5 protein-coding genes are annotated in these 21,114 nt (G+C 38.0%); all 5 read left to right on the top strand.

Features of this window, described 5'->3' with window-relative positions; genetic code table 11:
- Nucleotides 1–105 precede the first annotated feature (105 nt).
- The 5 genes from LB076_RS03225 (at nucleotide 106) to LB076_RS03200 (ending at nucleotide 21,022) form a co-directional block, all read left to right on the top strand.
- The gene (locus tag LB076_RS03225; protein WP_066332788.1) at nucleotides 106–1,551 is read left to right on the top strand and encodes a T9SS type B sorting domain-containing protein; all 1,446 of its coding nucleotides are present in this window, start codon (nucleotides 106–108) and stop codon (nucleotides 1,549–1,551) included.
- 1 nt (nucleotide 1,552) lies between these two features.
- Nucleotides 1,553–4,351: a PorP/SprF family type IX secretion system membrane protein gene (locus LB076_RS03220; protein ID WP_070786670.1), complete on the top strand. Its 2,799-nt coding sequence runs from the start codon at nucleotides 1,553–1,555 to the stop codon at nucleotides 4,349–4,351.
- Nucleotides 4,352–4,482: 131 nt separating this feature from the next.
- Complete coding sequence (locus tag LB076_RS03215) at nucleotides 4,483–18,552, top strand: T9SS type B sorting domain-containing protein (protein ID WP_066335137.1); 14,070 nt, start codon at nucleotides 4,483–4,485, stop codon at nucleotides 18,550–18,552.
- A gap of 42 nt (nucleotides 18,553–18,594) precedes the next feature.
- Nucleotides 18,595–19,569: a PorP/SprF family type IX secretion system membrane protein gene (locus tag LB076_RS13755; protein ID WP_066335134.1), complete on the top strand. Its 975-nt coding sequence runs from the start codon at nucleotides 18,595–18,597 to the stop codon at nucleotides 19,567–19,569.
- 262 nt (nucleotides 19,570–19,831) lie between these two features.
- Complete coding sequence (locus LB076_RS03200; protein WP_066335131.1) at nucleotides 19,832–21,022, top strand: phosphoglycerate kinase; 1,191 nt, start codon at nucleotides 19,832–19,834, stop codon at nucleotides 21,020–21,022.
- Nucleotides 21,023–21,114 lie beyond the last annotated feature (92 nt).

Genomic DNA, 21,114 nt, shown 5'->3' with positions numbered 1-21,114 from the left:
TTATACAAGTTGTTCCATATTTAAACAAGGAATTGATGGTCTGGTTCATCAATTCCTTGTGTTTTTTACCAAAATAAATTTTTAAGAAGATCAATAGCTATTCTAATGACGAAAAAATTTTTATACATACTCCTTTTGGTATTCCCTTTAGCAAACCCTATGTTTGCCCAAATGATTATTGGAAAACCGTCCTTAGTTTTTACTAAAGCCTGTGCCAATCCTGTTGGTAATACATTTGATTTAAGGATTAATTTTTCGGCAACGCCTAGTTTAAATGCTTCTAATCAATTTATAATAGAATTATCCAGCCCTACTGGAGACTTTAGTGCTCCAAAAATTTTATATACCACTGCTATGGGAGAGGTTGTTAATTCGGACAAAATAGTAAGTGTTTCATTTCCAACCACTACTTTTGGAGAACAGTACAGAATTAGAGTTAAAAGTACCATGCCAGCAGCAACAGGACAAAACTCTGATTTTTTTGGAGCATATTACAAACCTCACGATGAACAGTTCACAATCAATAATGCCAATTCGCAAGCATCTTATTGCCAAGGCGGCAGTTATGTTTTGAGTATTGATCCCAACGCAAACGGGATTACTAATTCTCCTTTAGCATTTCCTGAACTAACCTATAATTGGTTCCAATTCAATGGAGATACCGTACCACCTACCGTATTGGCAACGGCATCTACTAGTAGTTATACCGTAACCAAGCCGGGTATTTATTATGTAGAAACAAATTATGGAACTTGTACCTCTAATTCCTATTCTAATAGAGTAGAAGTTACTGCTTCGGGTACCACTGCTTCTGCATCCATAACCTCAAGCCAAGGCAATCCTTTTTGTCCATCACAAGGTGCAACTATTTTGAGCACTTCTACTGGTAGTAGCTACCAATGGTTTAAAGACAATGCAAAAATAGATGGCGCAACAAGCCAAACCTATGCAGCAACTACCGCTGGACTTTATAGTGTTGCAATAGATTTTGGTGGTTGTAATGCAACAGCAACCATACAATTGCAACAAACCAGTAGCACAAGCAGTATAGATGTGCCAGACAGAAACACCATAGCATCGGGAGATTCTTTATTAGTTACCGTAACCACAGATGCCGTTTCTCCTACTTACCAATGGTTTCTAAACGGAGAAAGCATTCCAAACGCTACTCAGAGTAGTTATTCGGCTACCCTAAGAGGAAATTATAAAGTAGTAGTTTCGCAAGCTGGAACCTGCAACTCCGAAAATGTGCTACAATTTGCAGTGGCATACACTACAGATCCCAACATAGCCAATATCCCTAATTTGATTAGCCCTAACGGAGATTTTATCAATGATACGTGGATCATTCCAACAGCGTATACCTCTGGATCCAACACCAAAATAGTTATAATAAGTTCCAATGGAGATGTTGTTTTGCAAACAGATAATTATCAAAATGATTGGCCAACAACAGCTCTTGATTTTAAAAATATAAACCCCATTTACTACTATATTATTACAACTAAAGACAATAAAACAGTAAAAGGATCGATAACTGTAATGAAATAATATGAAGAAAATTTTACTTTTTGTAACTTTATTTTATGGTTTTACACCCGTACTCTATTCACAGGAAACTAAAACTGCGGATGGAGTTGTTTCGTTTTCGTTACCTATCAGAAATTCCTTAAAATACAATCAATATACCATAAATCCTGCGTTTAGTTTTGTAAGACAAAATGCTACGTATGCCTCTTTTTACAACAAAAGACAATGGGTTGCTTTTCAAGATGCGCCCCAATCGTATTTAGTTGGCTACTCGGGTAGATTCAGCGAAAACGGTGGTCTTGGTCTGGGGCTTTTTCAGCAAAATTATGGTCTACTAACTACTTTTGGAGCTATAGCAAATTTTGCGCACAATCTAGTACTTCAAGAAGACAGCAACCTAACCTTTGGTATAAACGTTGCTGCTTACAAAAGTGGCCTAAATAAAGGCAAAGCTATTGTAAATAGTGCAGAACCTTCCTTAGACCAATTGCCTTCTAACACTTTGTTAGCCATCAGCCCAGGTATTAACTACGGAAATGCCTTTTTTGATATCGGTATTGCACTCCAGAATGTTGCCTTATACAACTTTACCAACTCGGAAATAATCAAAGACGATCCAGAACAAAGCCTTCAAGCACATGTAATGTACACTGGTTTTATAGATACCTATGGTTTTTTTGACAAAAGTAAATTTTCTACCTTAGTACGTTCGGAGTTTAAAAAAGAAAAAACAGTTATATCAGGACTAGCCATGCTTACGCTATCTCAAGGCGCTTGGGTACAAGGAGGTTATAACACCTTGTACGGAATGTCCGCGGGTTTAGGAGTCAATATAACACCCAAAATTTCTATTGAATACAACTATGAAAAAGGCACCGGAAACTTTTCTAACTTCGGATCCTCTCATGAATTCTTGATAGCCTATAAATTCAAATCCAAAGACTATTATTATGGTGATGACGAAGAAGAAGGCGCATTAATCAGCCCAGATTATAGTTCCAAAAAAAGCAAGCCAACCAACAAAGCACCTTATATAGATGCCAAAACAAGAAAAGACAATGCCGATACAAAAGCAGCAGCTGCCAAACAAAAATTAGCTGCTGATACCCAAGCCAAAGCCGATGCAGCAGCAGCTCTTAAAGCCAAACAAGCTGCAGATGCTAAAGCAAAAGCCGATGCTGATGCTGCCGCCAAAGCCAAACAAGCTGCAGATGCAAAAGTAAAACCATCAGTGGTTGCTCCAGATAAATCAGCAACAGACGCTAAAGCAAAAGCGGATGCCGATGCCGCCAAAGCCAAACAAGCTGCCGATGCAAAAGCAAAAGCGGATGCCGATGCTGCCATGAAAGCCAAACAAGCTGCCGATGCTAAAGCAAAAGCCGATGCCGATGCTGCCGTCAAAGCCAAACAAGCCGCCGACGCCAAAGCACAAGCGGATGCCGATGCTGCCGCCAAAGCCAAACAAGCTGCCGATGCTAAAGCAAAAGCGGATGCCGATGCTGCTGCCAAAGCCAAACAAGCTGCCGATGCAAAAGCAAAAGCGGATGCCGATGCTGCCGCCAAAGCCAAACAAGCTGCAGACGCCAAAGCACAAGCCGATGCCGATGCTACCGCCAAAGCCAAACAAGCTGCAGACGCCAAAGCACAAGCCGATGCCGATGCTGCCGCCAAAGCCAAACAAGCTGCCGACGCTAAAGCACAAGCCGATGCCGATGCTGCCGCCAAAGCCAAACAAGCCGCCGACGCTAAAGCACAAGCGGATGCCGATGCTGCCGCCAAAGCCAAACAAGCTGCAGACGCCAAAGCACAAGCGGATGCTGATGCTGCCGCCAAAGCCAAACAAGCTGTAGACGCCGACGCCAAAGCACAAGCCGATGCCGATGCTGAAGAAAAACAAAGAATAGCTGCTGAACTAGCACGTAAAGCAAAATTAGCAACCGAAGCCTCTAAAGACGATAATGCACGAGCTATGGACAACGTAGTTCAAAATTTTGACACGGATTCCAAAAAACAAACCGATTTAATAGAGGCTTTAAACGCCTCTGTAGAAAGCAAACAAAAGGATTTAGAGGATATCCGAGAAGAAAATGATTTAAGCGAAAGAGGGATTTATAGACAGCCAAAGCCGTTTAAAAGTATTGCAGATGAAAACGCCAAATTAGAAGCTCTAAAAGCACAAATTGCGGAGGTAAATGCAACCCAGCAAACTACTTTAGATAATTTAACCAAATTGTATGAAGATAGGCTCAAAAAGAATTCGAACAAAAACGATGTACTTACGGTTTCGTATTTAAAGAAAATAGAAGCCCTAAAAGCAGAACAAGCAAAACTGCAATCGGTCAATAACAAACTTTTGGCTAGCTTAGATAAAATAAAATTAGAAACAGAGATCGAAAAGAAACGACGAATCAAGAGAGCTAACTTTGAGAATGACGAAGGCCGTTATGCTAAAGATTTAGCAACCCTGAAATATATTAAAGAAACGACTAAATCAAGTCCAACACCTCTAACGGAGAAAGATTTTGATTTTGGTCAGGAGCAATCCAATATACAGATTGTCAAAAATGTCAAAAACGAACAAAGTGGTTATTATTTAACCATTGCAGTACACAATGATGTAGCCAAACGAGATGCATTTTTGACCAAAGTAATTGCCTCTGGAGGATCCAATGTTAATTTCTTTTATAATGTAAATACGAGTAAATATTATATTTATTATCAAAAATATGACAGTCTGGAACAAGCCACTTATGCATTGCAATCTAAAGGGAATGCTGCGTATAATGCAAAAATGTCCATTGTTAAAATAGAAAATGAATAACACAATAAGCTCTATAAAAGGATTAATAAACTTTTAAAGCCTTAACTGCTTTGTAAAAAAACATATAAGTAAAGCGAGTCTTTCTTTGGTTATAAATACGAAAGAAAAACAAGTCATTAAAATTAAATATCATGAAAAAACCTACTTTTTTAAAACATCTTTTTATTTGTTTACTTGTTTTGTCATCGCTAAACATTTTTGCGCAAGCTTATGTTAACTTTTCACCTCGTTATGATAGCGATATAAATGGAGATATTCTTTTGATAGGTAATAGTATTTTAAATAGGCAAAGTATTGCTACCGCAAGTAATAATCCTAATAAAGCATATAATGGAGGTAAGTTAAATTCGGATACAGATTTTAACATGAATTATATTAATGTTTCTCCTAGTGCTGGTATTTTTAATTCAAGTAGTGCAAATTTGGTTTTGCCAGATCCAACGTGCTCTAAGATAGTTTATGCTGGTTTATATTGGAGTGCAGTTACAAGAGGAACAGAAACCATAACTGCTGTAAAATTTAAAATGCCTACGGGTAACTATAACGATGTAACTGGTACAGTTATTTATAACGCAGGTACTGGATCAATAGGCACTAGTAAGCCATATGCTTGTTTTGCGGATGTGACTACATTAATAAATAGCCTTGGTGCAACTCCTGTTTCGGGTACTTATACCGTAGGAAATATTTCCACTGCTCAAGGTAAAAATGGAGGTACTGGCTTATCTGCTGGTTGGTCTTTATTTATTGTATATGAAAACGTTTTTTTACCCCGAAAATCCATTACCTCTTTTGACGGTTTTAACGCTATTGGTGGTAGTAATAACTTAACGATTCCTATTTCAGGATTTAGAACCATACCTAATGGTCCAGTTAAAGCTAAGTTTGCTTTTTCTGCCATGGAAGGAGATCTTGGTATTGGAGGGGATTATTTGTCTATAAATGGTGTAAAAATGACTCCTCCGGAGCGTCCTGCTGTTGTGCCTTTATGGTTTTGGGATGGTTTTCAGGAGACTATTTATGATTGGGATTCAAAAGACAATTTCTTTAATAGTTCCGTTACTTCTATGGGTGCGGTAGTTACCAACCGAAATCCAGCTAGTACCAATACATTAGGGTTTGATGCAGGGGTTTTTGAAATAGACAATCCTATTAATGACCCCGTTAATAACCCTGGGGGGTCTGTATTAGATAATAATCAAACTAGTGCGGAAATTTTTTTAGGAAGTAGTCAAGATGCTTATTTTTATTACTTTAACGCATTGGCTGTAGAGATTATTGCACCGGATATCATACTTGACAAAGGTGTTACAGACGTTAATGATGATAATGTAAGTAATGCTAATGTACAGCCGGGTGATGAATTACGATACAGTATTTCTTTTCAGAATGATGGGAATGATGATGCCACAAATTTCACTATTACAGATAAGCTTCCTGTGAATGTTATATTTGATGTTAATAATGATATTTTGCAACTACCAGATGGCGTAAAAGTACTTTCGTATGATAGTGTAACGCGTACTATCGTTTTTAGTATTGAGGACAGATTGGTAATGAATAGTGGAGGTAAGTATACCATAAAATTCAGGGTTATAGTTGCGGGTTGTGAGAATCTTGCTGATGCGTGCTCTAATGTAATTAAAAATATAGCTTTTTCTAAATACAAAGGAGTTATCAATCCAAGCGAATTTGGTAGTGATAGTTTTGCGGTAAATGTAGGGTGCAAAAGGGAAGCAAGTTCCACAAACTTTTTGGTAGGTTTAGATAATTGTACCCTAAAAGAGACCGTTGCTTTGTGTGGTACATCTATTGAATTAAAAGCACCTAATGGATACCCATATTACAGCTGGACTGATCCATCTGGGGTTGTTGTTGGAGGAAATAATCAAGTGATTACCGCAACTAAAACGGGAACTTATACTGTTATAACATCTGGAGCTAACCCTTGTATTGGTATTAATAAAACTTTTGAAGTAATTAATCCCTTAGGGATACAAGAGAGTAATCCAATTAATGCATGGGCGGATAATATTGATCCTACAACAGGATTGCCTTTTAAATGTGTAAATAATTTAAAACCGTTACCTAAAATATTTTTATGTGGCAAAAATGATAGCCGTACACTTAATATTAATCTGGCAACTGCTAAAAGCATTTTGTGGCAACAAACCACAGATGTTAATCCAACGTTACCAGATTCTTGCCCTAATGAAAGCCCTACAGCAACTTGGACCAATGTAGCTACGGGTTCTAATTTTGTTGCGGATAGCCCCGGGTTTTTTAGAGTAATCATTAATTATACGGATGTATGTTTGAGTACCTTCTACTTTAATGTGTACCAAAATCCTTTAGACCCTAAGATTGCAGTTAAAAACAACATCTGTGATACAAAGGGATCCATAACGGTAACAAATCCTCCATTAGGTAGTGGTTATAAGTATAGCATAGATGGAATAAATTATCAAGACGCTAATGTTTTTCAAAATTTAGCTGCCGGAAATTATACCGTTAGCATAAAACAAATAGTACCTGTAACAGACCCCAACACTAAATTATGCGAATTTAAAGTGAAAGCTACTATTTTGGATCAAGTTTTTTCAGTAACAATTACATCTGATGCAAGGCACTGTGCAGATAAGGGGTATATAGGTATAACTGCCAATGATGTTAACAAACAGTACCGTTTTGTTATTAATAAAGAAGGCACTACAGATACTGTAGGAGATTCTGGTTTAATAGATAATAACTATTATAATTATTCCGGCATTGGAGCAGGAAGATATGATGTAATCATAACTACAGCGGATGGCTGTTATAAAAAAGAAGTAGTAGATTTTTTACCCAAAATATTAAAAGCTACCGCATCTATAACAAAAAACCTTACTTGCGAAAACGGAGAAATAACCGTAGTAGCTTCAGGAGGAACCCCTGTAGTAGGAACCCCACCATATTATTATTATTTTGTTAACGGAAGTACGGTTGCGCAAACTAGCCCTATAATTCCAATTATTAAACCATTGCCTCCAGGAGGTAATTACCAAATTGAAGTTGTAGACGCAGTAGGTTGTAGAATAACGCTCCCAATTATACATGTTGACGAAGTTGCAAAGCCAACCTATACCGTTGAGGCTACTACTCTAAATTGTTCTGATGACAAAGCAAGTATTAGCTTTAAGGTTACCAATCCTAATGGATATACTTTAACATATAGTATTGATAATGGAGCGACCTTTACTACTGATCCAGTATTTTTAAACCAAGTTGCTGGAGATTACCAAGTAGTTCTTAAATATGCCTCTACAGCTACTAATGGAGTAATTACCGAATGTTTGGATGGCCCTAAAACCATAACCATAGCCCCACCAGCAAATAGTTTAACTGCCTCAGCAGGAGTATCCCAATTGGCAGGTTGTACACTATCCAATCAAGGAGGTACTATCCGTATTACTAATGTCGAAGGAGGAGTTACACCCTATACCTATAGTTTTGATGGAGGAGCTACTTGGCAAAGCACCAATGAAAAAGCGGTTTTACCTGGAACGTATACCTTATTGGTAAAAGACGCATTGAATTGTACTTATACCATTCCGTATCCCGTAATTTTAGATCCCGTACCAGCTGCACCAACAATCACAGTTACAACTTCTGGGTTTAATTGTGATGGCACCGCAACAAGTACCGTTACGGTAACCAACCCAGGCAGTAGCAACTATGAGTACGAGTATTTTATAGATGGTGTCAAAAATCCCAATACAACAGATCCTAAGGTATTTTTAAACGTTACCTCTGGAGACCATCAAATTACTGTAAATTATAAATTATTAAAAACAACAACGTATAGCAACTTATTACTAGAGACTTTTGGATACGGTGAAGATACAACCTCACCAGGTATTAGTACAGCACTTTATTGTTTTGAAAGACAGGTGGTAGCTACACAATGTAAAGGTAGCCCAGCTATAAATGATGGAGACTATTCTGTAACATCATTTATCGTTAATCCTTATGGCTCATGGGTACAACCAGGAGATCATACAACTCAAACTGTACCTCCCACCCCTAAAGGGAGAAGCTTAGTAGTAAATATTGGTAATCAGATAGCTCTTACTGATATTTTATATCAAAAAGTTATAAATGATATTATTCCTAACCAACCTATAAATTTTGAGCTTTATGCAATGAATTTACTTAGGAATACAAGCAGCGATATTGATGCGGACTTAAGAGTTGCTTTGGTAGATGCTTCAGGTACAGAAATTTCATGGTTTGCAACAGGAGACATTCCAAAATCAGAAAAATGGGAAGTTTATCCTAAAACAGCTGTTACTCTTAATCCAGGAGCAAATACGTCTTTAAAATTTATTATTAGATCTAATAAAAGAGCTACAGATGGTAATGATGTTGCGATTGACGATATTAGAGTTTACCAACTACCAGAATCATGTATTGCTAAAAAAGATTTTCCTATTAAAGTTCCAACAGACAAAAAATTTGCAGCTTCGGTAACAGGTGCTACAAATTTAAAATGCCCTACATCCAATGATGGAACCATAACTATTGCTGCCGAAAACTTTAATACCGTTTATGGTTTTGATTACTCCATAGATAACGGTACAAACTGGACCAATACAAAAACCTCTCCAGTTACTATAACCGGTTTAGCAGCGCAAACCTATGCAATTAAAATACGATATGACAATCTAGCAAGTACTTGTTCTTTTGACTTTTCACAACCGATAACTGCACCTACACCTGCTACGGTAACAGCTAGTGTAACTACATTACCTACTTGTATAACCGGTGCAACAATCACTGCAGTGGCTTCGGGTGGAACCCCAGGCTACGAGTATGAATTAAGAAAAACAGACGGAACAATTGTAGTGGCCTACACCAATACGGCAGTTTTTAGTGATATAGCTCTAGGAAATTACGTTGTAGTAGTTCGGGATGCCAATCAATGTGTATCTGCAGAATCTGCTTTAGTAGCGGTAACGGCTCCAAATCCTGTTGTAGCTACTTTAGATACTTCAGTTTCCTTATGTTATGACGGAACCAATAAAGTAAAATTGACCGCCAATGTAACTGCTGGAACCGGAACAGCGCCGTTTACTTACAGTATAAATACAGGTCAAGCACCAGTTGGCAATACCTTTGAGGTAATACCAGGCAATTATACCATCACTGTTACAGACGCTAATAGCTGTACTACAACTATTACAGGTATTTTGGTTGCTAATGCTCTAAAGGCAAAAGTAGATTCTGTTGCCGAATTGCGTTGTGATACCACAGGGGCAGCTATTGTAGTTTCAATAACTGGTGGCACGCAAGAGTATTCTTATACCGTAAATGGAACCTTACCGGCCATTAATTTACCAAATGGAACAACAACATTCACCTATACTGCTCCGACAGCAGGCGATTATAAATTTGAAATAATTGATTCTAAAGGATGTACTACTTCAGTAGATGCCAAAGTTAATGCAATTGTCAACCCTACGCTACAGGCTACGCCAACACAAGTTACTTGTAAAGGAGCCAATAACGGTACGGTACAATTACTAGCTAATGGTGGTTCTGGAGGATATACCTATAGTAAGGATGGAATTACGTATGTAGGGACTTCTTTATTTATTAACCTTTCTCCATCTGCAACAGCATATACTTTTTATGTTAAAGACAGCAAAGGTTGTGTCGGTACAACCACAGTAACTATCACAGAGCCGTTAAATAAATTAGAAGCTACGGTCACTGAAACCATATTTTCATGTTCTAGTTCTAATACAAAAATTGGAGGTTCTGTAGTAATCAATCTACCAACGGGCGGAACTGCCCCATACACATATAGTTTTAATGGAGGTAATTACACCTCCAACAACACCTTGGTTATTAACAATACAACACAAGATGTTTCTTACACCTATGATGTAAAAGATAAAAACGAATGTACAATTGGCGGCAGTGGCATTCTAAACCGACTAAACCCGCCAACAGCCTTATCTTTTACTCCTGCGGGTGCTATAACCTGCGGGGCTAGTACCACTAATCTAACCGTAGCTGCAACAAATGGAGTTGGCACTTTATATTATGAAACCATTGCGCCTTCCCCTATAATAGTAGCAAAACAAACAAGCGGTACTTTTACTAATTTAACTCCAGGAACCTATACTTTTAGAGTTACAGATGCCAATGGGTGTTATTATACGGATGACTACCAATTAAAAGATGTCATTAAAATTACCGTTATAGGTAACAAACTAAAGGATAATAAATGTTTTGGAGTCAATATTGGTTCTTTAGAATTTATAGCAGACAATTACGCGACTACTTACAGCCACTCCTTATCTTTAGGAAGTGTAGTGGTTACTCCTACAGAAATAATTACCAATGGAGGTAAAACGGTTACCTATACTGGTTTAGCCAAAGGTATTTACACCTATACCGTTACAGATGCAGCAACTAATTGCACTGCAAGTTCGGTTCTAGAAATTAAAGAACCAGCAACTGCAGTAACCGCACTATTAGATAGTAATGTAAATGCTAATTGCCAAATTCCTTATGCAGTTGTAACTATTACTGCTACTGGAGGTACACCAAACTACAATTATGCCTTTGTAAAAGACGGCGTAACTCCAATTGCGGCAGACTATGTAACTACCAATGTTGCCAATTTGGATCCATTAATTTCCTTAAACTGGGATGTTTGGGTAAAAGATAACAACGGTTGTACAATTACGGCTCCAATTGATGTAACCATCACTCAAGATGTTAAACCAAATTTAACCCTAGCAGTAACCAACCAATGTACCGCTTCTGCAAATTCATTTAGGATAGAGGCTTCCACATTAGGAGTTGCACCCTATACCTATACCATAAATACAGGGCAAGCTCCAACTGGTGTAGATAAAAATATTTTCACGGTAGTTGCTGGAACGTATGTTGTAACCGTAACCGATAAAAATGGCTGTACGGATATCCAAAACATTACCGTAAATAAAGTACTAGAATCTGAAATTAAATTAATAAAAGATCTTAGTTGTGCAAATCCAGAAGAGGCAGAAATTAAGGTAGATATCCTTGGAGGTTTTGCTAGTTTTAGTTATAAAGTAAAATATAACAGTGGAACATTAGGCAGTACTATTCCGGTTACGGGTTCGTCGTTTGTATACAAAACACTTAATCCCGGAAACTATGAATTTGAAATAACCGATAGTAAAGGTTGTATCACCAACACCAAAAGCATTACTGTAGTTGCACCTGTGGTGGTAACGGCCTCAGAAACGCATTTGGATCCAACATGTAATGGGTTTAGTAATGGATCCATAACACTCACTGGTTTAACAGGAGAAATACCATTTAAGTACAGTATTAACGGAGGAACCCCAAAAGCAACAGCTAGTTTTGGAGGCCTAGTAGCCGGAATTTATACCTATAGGGTTATTGACGCCAAGGGTTGTGAGGCAACAGGAACAGTTACTCTAACAGACCCTGCAGCTATTGTAGCCACCATAAAAGCAAATCCTATTTTGTGTAATGCAAATACTCCAGGGAGTCTAGAGGTAAATGTAGCCTCAGGTGGTACGGCACCTTATGTATATAAATTGTATGACAATTCTTTTACAGAAATAGCAACTTATACAGAGACTGCAGCCGCAGTAACGCCGGTGCATACTTTTGCAGGTCTTAATTTTGGGGATTATTATATTACAATTGTAGACGCCAAAGGTTGTGAATTTAAAACCAATAAATTACGAATTGAAACCCCACCTTACTTGCAACTATTAGGTTTAATAGATACCAATAACTGCGCAACAGGTATCGATTATACCGTTACTACTAGTGGTGGTACTGGTCCCTATAAGTATTCTATCTTCGGACAAACAGAAACTGCTGCAACAGCTAGCAATTCCCATACTTTTGCGGGGCTTTTACATGGTGTGACTTACTTTTTACAGGTAAGAGACTCCAATATGTGTATTTCTATATTAGAGGCAACCATGCCACCAGCACCATCCACTATTAACATAGCGGCAACAACCAGCACCAATGTTAGTTGTAATGCCTCTGCATCTGGAACGTTAGCATTTACGGTTCAAAATTTTGATCCAACCGTTACAGATATTGAATACAAAGTGGTAGACGCACTAACCTTATTGCCATTAAGTACTCCAATTGATGGTACTTTAAGCGGTACTGCCGGAGGGCCAGTTTCAGGAAATATTACCAATCTAAAAGCTGGGAACTATGTCCTTCAAGTTAAAGAAGCCGGAGGTACACTTTGTTCTGCGGCCTATACCTTTGAGGTAACCCAACCTGCACAACCATTAAAATCAATCCTAACCAATACGGTTAATGCTACTTGTGACAATCCAGCACAAATTACCCTAAACACTACAGGAGGAACCGGACCGTATACTTATGCAGTAGCTTTGAATCCAACAACCCCTACGGTATTCAATCTAGGTAACAATATCTTGGACTTGGATTACAATTTAGGTTCTAATTGGAATATTTTAGTTAAAGATGCTAAAGGATGTACCTTTGCCTTGAACACCACTATTGTAAAAGACCCTAAGCCTGAAATTGCTTTAGCTATTGTAAACAAATGCGTTAGTGAAGGCAATTTTGAAATGGATGTTTCGGAAGTAACAGCCGGTATTGGTGCATACATGATAAGTGTGGATGGCAGTGTTTTTACCCCTTTATTAGGTTTGCCATATAGAATTACAAACTTAAATTCTGGTATACATACCGTAACTATTAAAGATGCAAACAGTTGTACGGATACTAAATCCATTACAATTGCAAGTCCTCTTTCTATAATTCCTACTATTAACTCCTTGCCAAGCTGTGCCAATAACGATGGCCAAATTACCTTAACTGGTTCTGGCGGTACTGGAGCAGGAACGTACACCTATACGATAAATCCAGTAGCAGGTACTATTACCGGAAATACGATTACCGGATTACCAGCCGATACGTATATTGTGACCATCACAGATACTGCTACACCGACTAATTGTAGTACAACTGCTACGGTAACCTTAGGAGCGCCAAGTCCGGTTAGTTTTACTAGCACCACCAAACCACCATTGTGTTTGGGTGCTGCAAACGGAAGCATTACAGTTATCTTAGGTGCTGGAAATGATAATCCAACCTATACCTACGAAATTATAGCTGGACCACAAACTGCAATTGCTCAATCTTCTAATGTGTTTAATGGATTGCTATCCGGAACATATTCCGTTAAAGTTACCTCCGGAAGAGGTTGTGAATTAATACAATCTGTAATAGTTCCATTACCAGCACCTTTGACGGCCACAGCTACAATTATAGATCCATTAACCTGTGGACAATCTAATGCTGCTCAAAAAGCTACCATAAACATTGTAGGTTCTGGAGGGACAGGCCCTTATGAGTATGGACTTGATGGGATTAATTTTTCAAGTCAAGACATTTACCAAACCTACACCGCGGGAACATTTACTATTTATGTAAAAGATAATCATGGTTGTATAACTAGTGACTCTGTAATTATAGATGCTTTAAATCCACCAACCATTGCTAGCCTTACAGCTACACCAGTATATTGTGTACAACAAGGCCTTGGAGATACAACCAGTACTGTAACAATTAATACCACCACTGGTACCGGGTTTGGAACCGTAACTTATGCCATGGTTCCGCCAACATTACCACCAGGAGTAGTACAAACTGCTAACCAATTCTCAGGATTGGCTCCTGGAGAGTATACCTTTGAAGTAATCGATAGTAAAGGCTGTAAAGACCAAGAACGAATTAGTATAAATGAAGTTACCAAAATTCAAATTGCAGGAGCAGTTCAGAATCCGGTATTCTGTAATGTTTTAAATGGTAGCAATAGCAATGGTTCTGCTACATTTACTGTTACAGGATTTAGTGCATCGGCAAATTATACGGTAGTAACTTCTCCAGTGCTTCCACCTGCTCAAATAACAAATATAAATGATGTAATTACTTTGTCCGGATTAACTGCAAACACCTATACTGTAACGGTTACGGATAATACAACAGGTTGTAGTATGTCAGACTCTGTATTATTTACAGAACCAGCAGCTATCACTTTTGACGTGAGCGCTACTAATGTGTATTGTGTTCAAAATCAGTCAAAAATAACTATTTCAAATGTTTCAGGAGGCACAGGTAATTATAGCTATGCAGCAGTAGTAAGTGGTAGTAGTATTACACCAGTAACTACTTTTTATCCAACTCCAGAACTGTCAGTAAACACTAATTTGACTAACTTGGTTTGGGATGTTTATGTAAAAGATGCCCGAGGTTGTATAGCCAGCAAACCAATTACTATAATTCTGGATCCATTACCAACAGTTACCGTAGATAGTTACAGCCAATGTCCAGATGCTTCTGGTAAATACACCGTAACACTTACTGGTACCGGAGTAGGTCTAGGAACTGCCAATTACTATTACAGTATTGGAGCTGGTTACCAAACTAGTAATACATTTGTTATTTCTAACCCTGCAACGTATAGCGTTTCTGTCAAAGATGCTAATGGTTGTATAAGTAGTACGGCTGTAAATTTCACGATCTTTAAACCATTACAACTGGATTATACCGTGAATACTTTGCCTAGTTGTGACGTTGCAGATGGTAGTGTTACTTTGACCGCAACTGGCGGAACCACTCCAACACCAACATATGAATACAAACAAAGTATCGTAGGAACTTACAGTTCAAGCAATACTTACGCTGGTTTGCTTGCAGGAACGTACACTTTTTATGTTAGAGATGTTACTACTGGTTGCGAAAACTCTGTTGTAGTTACTCTCAAAGCAGCTACTCCAATAACAGGTTTAGCAGCGGTTTCTACCAAAACAAATTGTTTTGCAGACGCCAATGGTACTATAACTGTTTCTATGGACGCGCCTTCAATTGGCGTAAACGATAATCCAATATATACTTTTGCTTTAACTGGAACTACTATCACCGGAACTACAGTTATTCGCCCTGCGCAATCAAGTATGTTTTTTAATAATTTAGAGGCAGGAACCTACACTGTTACAGCTACTTCTGGTCGTAAATGTGCCGCGACAGTATCTGTTTCAGTTCTGCAACCAGAGCTTATAGAAATAACCAATCTAGTAACCGTACCTTTTGCTTGTAATATCGGTACCAATGGCGCAAAGTATGCCACCATAACCGTAAACACAGTAATAGGAGGCTCTGGAAATTATACCATCTATGAATTTATAAAAAATGGTACCACAGTAGTACAAAGAGGCTCAAGTAACGTCTTTACCGAAGCAAATTATGCAGGAGGTACCTATACCGTAAATGTGTATGATGATAAGAACTGTAAAGGTACTTATCCAAGTGGGATCACTATAGCGCCATATCAGGCTTTGGACAAAATTAAGGTTGCTGTTACCACAGCAGTTACTTGTACCAATTTGGAATCCGTAACAGCTACAGCAGTAGACAATACGGGCGCTACTATAACTGGTATAACCTATACTTTAGCAGATGCTACCGGAACCCCATTACAGACAAATAATTCTGGAATATTTACCAATCTGGGTGTTGGTAATTATGCCATAACGGCATTAAACCCTACTACTTTGTGTAGCATTCAAGCCATTCATTATGTAAATGAGCCCAATACTTTTGAATTAAAAGCCATTAAAACAAGTGACGTACAATGTGTTGGTTCTAATGAAGGTGCGGTTACAGTTAACCTAATAGATACCCAAATTAATCCGAGTGATGATGCTGGAGCATTTAGTTATGTTGTATCTGGACCAACCCCTAGTAGCGGTAGTACAACTACAGCTGGACCATTAAATTTGACGGGTTTAACCGCTGGTATTTATACGGTTTCTGCTACCCTATTGAACAGTCCTTTTTGTAGCGTTTCTACTATATTTACTATAGATCAGCCAATCAAAGTATTGTCTGTTGCAGAGACGCATACTTCTATAACGTGTATAACGGCTAATAATAATGGCTCTATCCAAGCAAATGCTACAGGTGGATGGCCTGGTGGCTATGAATACCAATTACTTTTCAATGGATCCGAAAAAGTGGCCTATTCTGCAACATATAAATTCACGGATTTGATTGCAGGGAATTATGTAGTTAATGTAAAAGATAAAAAAGGGTGTATTGCTTCTGTTCCTGTTGTTTTGGTTAATCCACAGCCAATTGCTACTACCGTTAGTTTGAATACTAATTTGTTAGATTGTTTTGATGATACCTCAGGAATACTCACCGTTGGAGCCGTAACAGGTGGATCTGGTAATTACACCTACACTTTATCTGGAACTTTAACCGATGGTACCACGATCACCAAAGGACCACAAATCGGTAAAGTTTTTACAGATCTTAAAGGGGGTAGTTATCTAGTTACAGTAACCGATGATTGGACTTGTTCGGCCACTTCAAATACCGTACTACTCAATGAACCGAGCCGTGTAAAAGCAACATTAATAGTGCAAACTCCAGAGAGTTGTTTAGTTGCTCCACAAGTAAGATTAACGGCATCAGGAGGAACTGCACCATATTATTATAGTGCTGATGGTGTTAACTATAGCGTTTCTTTTGCAAATTCAGTAGTAATTACGTTACCAACCACTGCGGTTAAGGCACAATACCAATACTATGTTAAAGACAGCAAAGGTTGCAAGAGTAGTATTAGCAATTCTATAGATTTTGCACCTATACCAACTCTTAATTTTGTGAGCTTAAATAAAGTGGATATAAAATGTAAAGGGAGCGTAACTGGATCAATAACCGCAGTTGCCCAAGGCGGTTTAGGTAGTTATTTGTACAGTTTGTTAAACAGTGCTGGTAACCCAATTGTTCCAACTCCAATGCAAATTTCTGCAGGTAATTTTGTTAATCTTGCAGCTGGTAATTACACCGTAAAAGTAACGAGTGCAGATTGTGATTACTCCGTTCCAATAGCAATTGCAGAGCCATTATTGTCTTTGGTTTCTAGTGCAACAAAACAAGATATCACTTGCAACGGACTACGTAACGGAAAAATAGAAGTCGTGGCATCAGGAGGAACTGGACAAATCAAGTATGCTATTTCTCCTAATTTAAACCAGTTTTTTGATTCCGGTATATTTAATAATTTAAAAGCAGACACGTATCAAGTATTAGTGCAAGATGCGCAAGGCTGTTATCTAACGTACGATTTTGAAATTAAACAACCACCAATTTTGTATGGTAGTCTAATTACATCCTCCGTAGTTCCAGAAATTTGTTCTGGAGATAATGATGCTGCCTTTAACATCGAAATAGCTGGAGGTGTTGCACCTTATAGTGTAAGTTTGGATGATTATTATGGCGTATATACGCAAGGTGCCATTGGTCAAACGATATTTAATTTTATGAATATATCAGGAGGAGCGCATACCGTTTATATCAAAGACGCTAGTGGATGTACTTCAGAAATTGATGTTGCTACACCTCAACCAGTAGTTATAAATGGAATAGCAACGGTACGTTATGATTGTGTAAATAACACACAAGCCAATACGATTACTGTAACCTATGATGCCAGCAATAACCCAGCAGATCTTGACTTTGATTTGGATGGTTTAGGAAACTACCAAACTAGCAATATTTTTGAAAATGTTGCCCCAGGTCCCCATACCATTACGGTTAGACACACTAATGGTTGTATTAAAACTACACCAGAGTTTAAAGTAGTACAAGTAGACCCACTTGCACTAGTGGTTGTTGATGGAGATTTGAACCAAATTAAAGCAACTACAACAGGAGGAGCCGGTAATTATACGTATAGTTTTGATGGTGGTGCTTTCTCAAGTAATGCTACCTTTGTGTTGTACCAATCCGGAATTCATACCGTGGAGGTTCGAGATAAAAATGGCTGTACCGCTACCTTGAGTAGACAATTTGAAGTGGTAGATGTTTGTATTCCAAACTATTTCACACCAAACGGAGATGGCTATTTAGATACTTGGGCACCAGGATGTACCAATAATTATCCAGACCTATCGTTCTCTATATTCGATCGTTACGGACGTTTGATTGCCAAATATAAATTGGGACAAAAATGGGACGGTAAATACAATGGCGAAGAACTGCCATCTGGAGATTACTGGTACACGCTTAAACTGAACAATAACAAAGATGACCGTGAATTTGTAGGCCACTTTACCTTGTACAGATAACCGGATAACGAATATGTTTAGCTAGCCATTAAAAATAGAATCATGAAAAAATTACTAATATCTTTTTTACTTTTGACTGTAACTACATCTAGCTACAGTCAGGAGTTAAATTTGCCAGTATTTACACAGTATCTTTCAGACAACCCTTTTGTTATTTCGCCTACTTATGCAGGTATTGGAGATAACTTCCGGATCCGAGTTAATGGTTTGACTCAGTGGGTAGGCATAAAAGAGGCGCCCGACAACCAATCACTCTATGCAGATTTTAGAGTTTTAGACCGTTCTGGAGTAGGTATCTCTGTGTATAATGATAAAAATGGCTACACCCGCCAAACTGGAGCCAAGGTTTCTTTTGCACACCATTTAATTTTAGATTATTACTCCAAGCAATACCTATCTTTCGGACTATCGTATAACTATAATAACTTTAAGATTGATATAAATGAATTTAATACGGATTATGAACATCCCGTTTTAGACCCCAGCATTACAGACAATCGTTTTACAACAAATAGCAACTTTGATGTGAGTGCTTTGTACCGTAACAAAGGGTTCTATGCCGCTTTTAATGCCAGTAATATTTTAGATAAAAACACCGTAAAATTTTCGGGAGTAGAGCCTAACTTACTGCGCAATTACCAAATTTATAGTGGTATGGTTTTTAAAGGATCTACCAACCGTGTAGAGCTAGAACCATCTGTATTTTTTCAATATTTTGCTAGTGACAAAAGATCCAGTACGGATGTCAATTTTAAGTATAGAAAATACAATCGTTACGAAGATTACTACTGGATTGGAGCGTCCTACCGTTTCTTAAACGACCAACCCATGAAACCACTTAATTTAGGACCAATGGCTGGTTTTCAAAAATCCAAATTTTACTTTGGATATTCGTATCAAGTAACCTTCAATGCGCTTTCGTCATTTAATTCCGGAACCCACATGATTACCTTAGGGTTTGATTTCTTGCAAGGCATCAGTAATTGTCCGTGTACACAAGGACCAGTTCACGACTAATTTTTATACATAATAAATACAATGCGGTATATTCTACCGCATTTTTTATACCCCATATTTTTTAAAAAAGAAGTACTAGTTGGTTCCCAATGCTAGACTTTTTCTTTTCTGGAAGGTATTTAAATTGTATTCTTGCCCAGAATAGTTACAAAAACAAGTGCAAGCTACTTTTGGGTTTGTTTTGTGTTTTTTTTGTAATTCAAAAGCCGGCAAAATGCTATATTTGTAGCTCTTTGAATAAAAACTAAAAAACAAAAATAAGATGAAAACGTTACGCGATTTTAATTTTAAAAATAAAAAAGCCCTTATTCGTGTTGATTTTAATGTTCCTTTGGACGAAAATTTTCAAGTAACTGATGCCACGCGTATTGAGGCTGCCAAACCCACCATTGACGCTATTTTGTCACAAGGCGGTAGTGTGATTTTGATGTCACATTTGGGCAGACCAAAAGGGATTCAAGAGAAATATTCTTTAAAACACATAGTAAACACCGTTTCGGCTATACTTGGAGTTACCGTAGAATTTGTTGCAGATTGTGTCGGTGAAGCCGCACAAAAAGCCGCATCTAATCTACAGCCTGGAACCGTTTTATTGTTAGAAAATTTGCGTTTTCATCCCGAAGAAGAAGCCGGAGACCTCGCTTTTGCAAAAGCACTCGCTTCTTTAGGTGATATCTATGTAAATGATGCCTTTGGTACGGCACACCGAGCGCATGCTTCTACCACTATTATAGCGCAGTTCTTTGCTAACCAAAAATGTTTTGGAACCTTGCTAGCCAAAGAGATAGAAAGTTTAAATAGAGTGCTTAAAAACAGCCAAAAACCAGTAACAGCAATTTTAGGAGGCTCCAAGGTATCTTCTAAAATAACCGTTATAGAAAACATACTAGACAAAGTAGACCACATAATAATAGGTGGCGGTATGACTTTTACCTTTGTAAAAGCCTTGGGAGGAAAAATAGGCAATTCTATTTGCGAAGACGACAAACAAGAATTGGCCTTAGAAATACTACAACTAGCCAAAGAAAAAGGCGTACAAATTCACTTACCCGTAGATGTGGTAGCTGCAGATAGTTTTTCTAACGACGCCAAAACCCAAATTGTTGCTGCCAACCAAATTCCAGACGGATGGCAAGGGCTGGATGTAGGTCCGGAGTCTTTAGTTATTTTTGAAAAAGTGCTTTTGGAGTCCAAAACCATTCTTTGGAACGGGCCATTAGGTGTTTTCGAAATGGATGCTTTTGCCAAAGGAACGATAGCTTTAGGAAATAGTATAGCCAAGGCTACTCAAAACGGCGCTTTCTCGTTAGTAGGCGGAGGTGATTCTGTTGCTGCAGTAAAACAATTTAATTTAGAAGACAAAATGAGTTATGTATCTACCGGAGGCGGTGCAATGCTCGAAATGCTAGAAGGAAAAACACTTCCAGGAATTGCAGCAATATTAGATAACTAATGGATTGTTAGTATTTTATAAAAACACAAAAAATATTTTTTTGATTTCAACACTAGGGGTTTGTAAAAAAAATGGTATAATTGCCTTTTATA

Source organism: Flavobacterium crassostreae (assembly GCF_001831475.1).
GTDB lineage: Bacteria > Bacteroidota > Bacteroidia > Flavobacteriales > Flavobacteriaceae > Flavobacterium > Flavobacterium crassostreae.
This window is presented reverse-complemented; position numbering and strand designations above follow the sequence as displayed.